Here is a 6000-nt window from a genome sequence, read left to right as displayed (position 1 = left end):
GCGAGCGGCCTCATGAATCCCTGAATAACCTGACGCCGGAAGAATATCGGCTGATGGCTGAGAAACCGGAAATCTCAAAAAGTGTGTGGAACTAAAACGGGTCTGTTTACATTAAAGGCGTAGCCATAGAACAGACACTATGAACAAGGCAAAGTCCTCTATGAGCGAAAAGCGGACGGTGAGCCATAATCGTCTGGGCTCAAAAGTTTCAGGATCAGAGTACTTACTCTCCTGAAAATAAACTCAGCAAAAGGAGCAAGGATGGGCGTCTTTCATAATAACGATATTCCTTTGCCAAAATTCACTGAAATCCAGTTTGCATTCTCGCGTGTACTCGAATGTGTCGTGATGAAGCTGACCCTTTGCTTTCCTGACCTAATACACAGTCTTTACGTCTACATGAACCTGTCACGCATGGAAGGCGTCATTAAGTCGGTAAATATGCTTAAGCGCACGGCGACCTTCGAAAAGTCAGATTACGTACTGCCTGCAATATGATGCTCTCACCCTGGCCTCAGTGGCCAGGGTTTCTGTAAAGCAGTTCACCCGTGTCAGCTCGATGTCCGGATACCTTCCAGCCAGCGATTTTTATACTGTGTTGGGGGAATACCTACCACATTTTTGAAGACGCGGTGGAAGTTATTGACACTCTCATAGCCCACCTTACCCGCAACAGAAGTGACATCCATATCGGTGTTCAGCAATAGTGATTGTGCTTCGCCAACGCGACAGCGGATAATGTACTGCTTTGGCGAATATCCAGAAAACCGTTTAAATACGTGTATCAGGTAGAACCGTGTTATGCCAAGTTCCTGTGTCATGGAGTCCAGCTTTATGGGCTCTTTGTAGTGGGCATCGATAAATTCTTTAATCGACAGGCCCAGTGAAGATTCGGTTTTGGTAAGCTCATCCTGACGCGCCAGCGAAATGTTGTGACACAGGATAATAATAACGTTCACCAGATGATGAGTTACGACGCCGTGATGAGCCGCTTTACTGAATATCTGTGCACACAAGGCATCAAACAGACCCTGCAGTGTGGATTGGTGTTCACCGCTGGCCATCACAGCGCTTCTGTCACGGCCAGTCAGATGATTCTCATCCAAACCCTCAATATGCAGGCCACTGATCCCGCAGCTGTATATCAAAGAATCTGCGCTCAGGTGTGGGCGTTCATCGTGAATAACTCCCTGGTTAAATACCAGAATATCCCCCTCCTGAGCATGATACTGACGTCCCCCAATCAAATATTGCCCCGTACCGCGTGCAATAAACATCACCTCAAGACGGTCATCGTGCTTGTGCATGACGCGCGGTATAGCAGACTCCTCTCCTTCGGTGCGGCAGACAAACAGCAACTTTGGACAGGCATTTTTCACGTACCCTGGATAGATGGTCACATCGTCCTGGCATTGATGGAGCATAAAAACCTCAGAGGGATAAATTTAACACTAATGTAAAGCAATAGCCCGCCGCGGGGCGGGCTGAAGATCTTATTTTTTCTGTTCGGCACTCACAAAATCCTGCACGTTATCAGGAGTGATGGTTTTGTAAGGCACCCAGGTATAAGCATCAACTTTTTGTTTATTGAGCAAGGCGCGCGCTACCTTCACGGAGCCGGTTGCCTGTCCACGCGCATCCTGAAAAATGGTCAGCGCCATGCCGCCATTTTGCACAAACTTCACCCCGTCAGGCGTGCCGTCAATGCCCGCCACCATAATCTTTTTGTTTTTGGACTGATTGAGCGCCATCACTGCACCGATGGCCATTTCATCATTATTTGCCGCGATGCCGTCTATAGGAGTGCCATTCAGCAACCAGCTGGAAACAATGTCCACCGCCTCATTGCGTTGCCACTTCGCCGATTGCTTCTCGACCACCTTCATATTTTTATATTTCGCAATGACCTGTTCGGTTGCACGGGTCCGCTCACGCGCCTCTTCATTGGAAAGCGCGCCCATCAGAATGGCGATATTGCCTTTATAGTTCATTCGTTTGGCCAGGGCTTCCATCTCCAGCGTGCCTCCGAGCGCCGAGTCTGAACCGACATAAGCGACATTCTCTGGCAGTTTGACTTCCGGTTTGCGGTTGACAAAAATCAGCGGGATCCCGGCATTTTTTGCCGCAGTCATCATTGGTAACACTCCTTGCGTATCCACCGGATTGAGAATAATGGCGTCCACGCCCTGATTGATAAAATCATCCACCTGCTGGACCTGAAGGGCAACGTCGCCTTTGGCATCCACAAACTGGCCTTTCAACTGCTCGTTCCGGAGTTCTGTTTCCATCTGACCTTTTAAAATAGAGATAAAATTCAGGTCAAAATTGGCCAGTGCCACGCCGACTTTCATCTCTCTGGCTTGTGCTGAAAATATTGCTGCTGCTGTTAATACTGCAATGACGGGTTTGCTAATCTTCATATTGTCACCTGTAGGTTGAGGCATCTTTTTTATATTAAAACAGCATGTGCAGGATGAAATTTCACTCACATGCGTCACGTGCTGCACCTTCATTTTTGCAAATAACCTAAAAGTAACAAGGATCTAAATTGCTTATAACTACAACTTAACAAACTGAAAATTAAATAATCGTTAAATCTGTAATTGAGCTAAGCTATCAAAAATTGCTATTAAGTGATTGCAGTCACAAAAATAAGCAGACTTATTTATCACAAAACTATTTGGCCTTCTGACAATGTGCGGCAATCGGTTGTATCCACTGTGAGTGCACGCTGTTTTTTTACCGAAGGGTCTCTCATGACGATGATTTCAGTATTTTGTACGGGGACTCCCGCTCCGTAATTCGTTTGCTTTACCCAGCCAGCATTCGTCAGCATGCTGTTTACCGTCAGGCTGACGCTTGGTCTCACGAGAAACAGACTCATTCTGATCGGGCACAGAACGGATAGGAGGCCGTAGGGCAGGTAATGGCACGAAGCGGACAAGCTAACTGAGCTGAAGTCCGCTATGAGCGAACAGCGGACATTTATAACTGCCTTTTGTGTGAATTATCAGGGAGCAGGTCAAGGATCCCCTACTGGTCATCCATTTTGGTTTTCCTGCATCACTGCGCTACAGCATGACGGCCCATCAACTCCTTTAGCTCTGAAAGGAATTTTCCGAATTGCCATTTAAGGTGCGTAAAGAAGAGTAGATCCTAACGACCAAATGTTATAAATTATTTTTTAGTGATAAAAAATGTGAACTATTGAGTAACCGTTTGAGATTAAAGGTATTAATTTCTCATCTGCCGCTGAGTAAGCACATTGCTGATATGCAAAATTTCTTAAATCTCGCTGCCATGAGGCCGCAGAATCTGGTTTAACCCTGAGGCCCGTTCTGTGTCAGAACTTCCAATCAAGAGGTTATGTGCGATCGCACGCATCACCGGGGAATGAAACATTAACAAAAAGTTGAACTATTTTTCGGAAGGAGTTTCCTGCTATGAGAAGAAATCAATTTTTATCAAAACTCGCGCTGGTATTTGTTATTACTCAATTATCTGGGTGCACTCACATCGGTTTGGAGCTTTACGGCCGTTTAAAAGGTCCCCCCTCCACAGATGAAGTCCGAAAAAGCTTCGCTCAGTCGATGAACGTTGCCCCGGAAAAGGTAACCATAAGCAACATTAAAGAACGCAAAGGTAACGGAAACCTTCTGGCCGGTTCCGGCTCAAAAGACTATACGTTTGATGCAGCTATAAGCGGAAAAACTAAAAATTGCTCGTTAACGAAATTAAGCAACGATGAAATTTATTTCACCGGTTGCACAGTTAAGGACGCAGCACTGAATAACTGGTGATCAGAATAAGCTTTAGTCTTTTTATAAAGTACGGATATCAGAGGATGTTCATAACGCAGAAGCAATGTTATACAGACGTTGTTTCTGCTAAGCTTCCCCGCAGTTGTGCGTCAGCGAGCCCCTGTTCAGTATAAAGCACAATTTCTTCTGCTTTGCTGGTCATACCTTTTTTACCTGTTTGTTATAGCTCAGCGTGGGACACTCATTATCTGCCAGAGGCTAACCTGACGCATCTTTCTATCGGTCGACTCCGCGGAAATTAACCAGGAAGGTACGATTTTTCATGTTTCATCATCATATTAAGTCAGTGCGCTTTTTCCTGCATAAAGTTCAAACTGAATCACCTTTGTAGTAGTTTTCTGGCTGCTACCAGGAGGCGGCCCCTTCCGCTTCTGGTACTTTTCGGATCTTTCATGAAAAAGAGAGCAATGGGCATATGTTAAGCATCTGCATATACTCCACATCCGCATATCCTAAGCCTATGCATACATCCACTTTTTGCATATACTAAATCTATCCAGACCTATTATGGCTGCACAAAAAGGCCGGTAACGGCAGGGTGTCGTAAACACGATCGGAAGGAGTAACTATGCGAACTGTATCTGTATTCAAAAACGGCAATAACCGCGCCATCCGTCTGCCCCGGGATATGGACTTTGAAGGCGTCAGCGAGCTGGAGATTATCCGGGAAGGGGACAGCATCATCCTGCGTCCCGCCCGGCCGACCTGGGGCTCGTTCGCCGGCCTGGAAAAGGCCGACCCGGAATTTTTAGCGGAGCGCGAGGACGTTGTCAGCGACGAAGGACGGTTTGACCTGTGAACAAAATGTATATGCTCGACACGAACATCTGCTCGTTCATCATGCGCGAGCAACCGGACGCAGTGCTAGAGCGCCTGGCGCAGGCGGTGCTGCGAAATCAGCGTATTGTGGTCTCGGCCATCACCTACTCAGAGATGCGCTTCGGCGCCACCGGCCCGAAGGCCTCGCCGCGCCACATTGAGCTGGTTGACGCGTTCTGCGCCCGCCTCGATACCATCCTCCCCTGGGATCGCTCAGCGGTCGATGCCACGACGAACGTTAAGGTTGCGCTGCGCCTGGCCGGGACGCCGATCGGCCCGAACGACACGGCCATTGCCGGCCACGCCATCGCCGCCGGCGCTGTGCTGGTGACAAACAATACGCGGGAATTTGAGCGGGTGCCGGGGTTAATACTGGAAGACTGGGTATAATAATTCTAGGCATTAATAGCAGGATATTAAAAGAATGAATGAACTGAAAATTGATAATCCGGCTCAGCGGCTGCTGGAGATTCTGGAAGAGGGTAAATCATATTCACCTAATGAGAACTGTCGCAAGGTGTGGGTCTTGCTTCTGCAGGCCCAGAAAAATAATGAGCAGCATCTTCTTTCCCGTCTGGCCCGAGTTATGGAGTTGCCAGGACGAATAGTGCAGGTCAGAGAAGATCATTTCTTAACGCTCAGGGGAAAATCCATGCACTGGAAGGGTTGCGTTGATACAGCATTTGTTTCACAGAGCCTTAACAGTAGCTGGCAGTCATTTTGGACACATATTGATGATCGCACCCTCTCTGAACTCAGTATGCTATCAGATCTGTTTGAAACCCGCGGTGCACATGCGGTTATAAAGGCAGAAGAAATAAACGTGTTGCTGGAGCGGATCACACAATTGCGTAATGAGATCCGGGAGGCTGATCTGCCTGCCCCGATGAAAACCCTGCTGCTGAAACAGCTTTCGCAAATCCAGGAGGCATTGGAAACATACGGTATTTCCGGTGTTGAGCCGGTTATGGATGCAGTGCAGTCAACCCTTGGCCTGGCTGTTTTAAATCAGGAGTACCGTAGCGAAATCAGTAAGGGGACAGGCAGCAAATTCGGTGAGAAAATTTCCGATCTTCTGAGTGATGTGGCTAATGTTGTTACAGTCGCTGGCGCGCTGCCTGCATTAACGGTTGCTCTAAACACCGCACTAACCTATATCGGGCTGTAATACTCAGGCACCTTTCCACAGGTGCCTTATTTTCAAACGTCAATCATTAACGACTCACTAAGTTTTCCCACTTTGCCTTTTTCCGGATCCTGCTCAGGGATGTTGTTGTGGTGTCTGTTTCATGGGTGCTGCCTCCGATGCTGCTTTGTATGCTGCAGGATGGCATCGCAACCGCTTTGTGTTACAGCGAAT

Annotated in this window: 6 protein-coding genes and 1 pseudogene; 5 read left to right on the top strand and 2 right to left on the bottom strand. The window is 47.7% G+C overall.

The window, feature by feature from the left end:
- Positions 1–95, top strand: a pseudogene (locus tag WFO64_RS22135) (integrase); the annotation flags it as partial.
- 456 nt (positions 96–551) lie between these two features.
- Here the strand turns inward: WFO64_RS22135 and WFO64_RS22130 are convergent.
- Together WFO64_RS22130 and WFO64_RS22125 are read right to left on the bottom strand one after the other, a co-directional pair.
- On the bottom strand, positions 552–1424 hold the full coding sequence (locus tag WFO64_RS22130) for a helix-turn-helix transcriptional regulator (RefSeq protein WP_337014351.1): 873 nt from the start codon (positions 1422–1424) through the stop codon (positions 552–554).
- Between the two features lie 69 nt (positions 1425–1493).
- Complete coding sequence (locus WFO64_RS22125) at positions 1494–2420, bottom strand: substrate-binding domain-containing protein (protein WP_337014354.1); 927 nt, start codon at positions 2418–2420, stop codon at positions 1494–1496.
- A 1023-nt stretch (positions 2421–3443) separates the two neighbouring features.
- Here WFO64_RS22125 and WFO64_RS22120 point away from each other — a divergent pair.
- The 4 genes from WFO64_RS22120 to WFO64_RS22105 all read left to right on the top strand — a co-directional run bounded on the left by WFO64_RS22120 (position 3444) and on the right by WFO64_RS22105 (position 5808).
- Positions 3444–3800 (top strand): hypothetical protein, encoded by a 357-nt coding sequence (locus WFO64_RS22120; protein WP_337014349.1) that lies wholly within the window; start codon positions 3444–3446, stop codon positions 3798–3800.
- A 589-nt stretch (positions 3801–4389) separates the two neighbouring features.
- Positions 4390–4620: a type II toxin-antitoxin system VapB family antitoxin gene (vapB, locus tag WFO64_RS22115; protein ID WP_337014347.1), complete on the top strand. Its 231-nt coding sequence runs from the start codon at positions 4390–4392 to the stop codon at positions 4618–4620.
- Entirely contained in the window at positions 4617–5030 is a 414-nt protein-coding gene (locus WFO64_RS22110; RefSeq protein ID WP_337014346.1) for a type II toxin-antitoxin system VapC family toxin, read from the top strand. The genes vapB and WFO64_RS22110 overlap by 4 nt, the downstream gene beginning before the upstream one ends.
- 34 nt (positions 5031–5064) lie before the next feature.
- Positions 5065–5808: a hypothetical protein gene (locus WFO64_RS22105; RefSeq protein ID WP_337014344.1), complete on the top strand. Its 744-nt coding sequence runs from the start codon at positions 5065–5067 to the stop codon at positions 5806–5808.
- The last annotated feature ends 192 nt before the right edge of the window (positions 5809–6000 follow it).

It is taken from the genome of Pantoea sp. AS142, assembly GCF_037152305.1.
Classification (GTDB): domain Bacteria; phylum Pseudomonadota; class Gammaproteobacteria; order Enterobacterales; family Enterobacteriaceae; genus Pantoea.
This window is presented reverse-complemented; position numbering and strand designations above follow the sequence as displayed.

Bases quoted from the DNA above. Each gene is read 5' to 3' on its own strand.
- WFO64_RS22125 (WP_337014354.1), bottom strand. From the start codon at position 2,420: ATGAAGATTAGCAAACCCGTCATTGCAGTATTAACAGCAGCAGCAATA.
- WFO64_RS22105 (WP_337014344.1), top strand. From the start codon at position 5,065: ATGAATGAACTGAAAATTGATAATCCGGCTCAGCGGCTGCTGGAGATT.
- WFO64_RS22120 (WP_337014349.1), top strand. From the start codon at position 3,444: ATGAGAAGAAATCAATTTTTATCAAAACTCGCGCTGGTATTTGTTATT.
- WFO64_RS22130 (WP_337014351.1), bottom strand. From the start codon at position 1,424: ATGCTCCATCAATGCCAGGACGATGTGACCATCTATCCAGGGTACGTG.
- vapB (WP_337014347.1), top strand. From the start codon at position 4,390: ATGCGAACTGTATCTGTATTCAAAAACGGCAATAACCGCGCCATCCGT.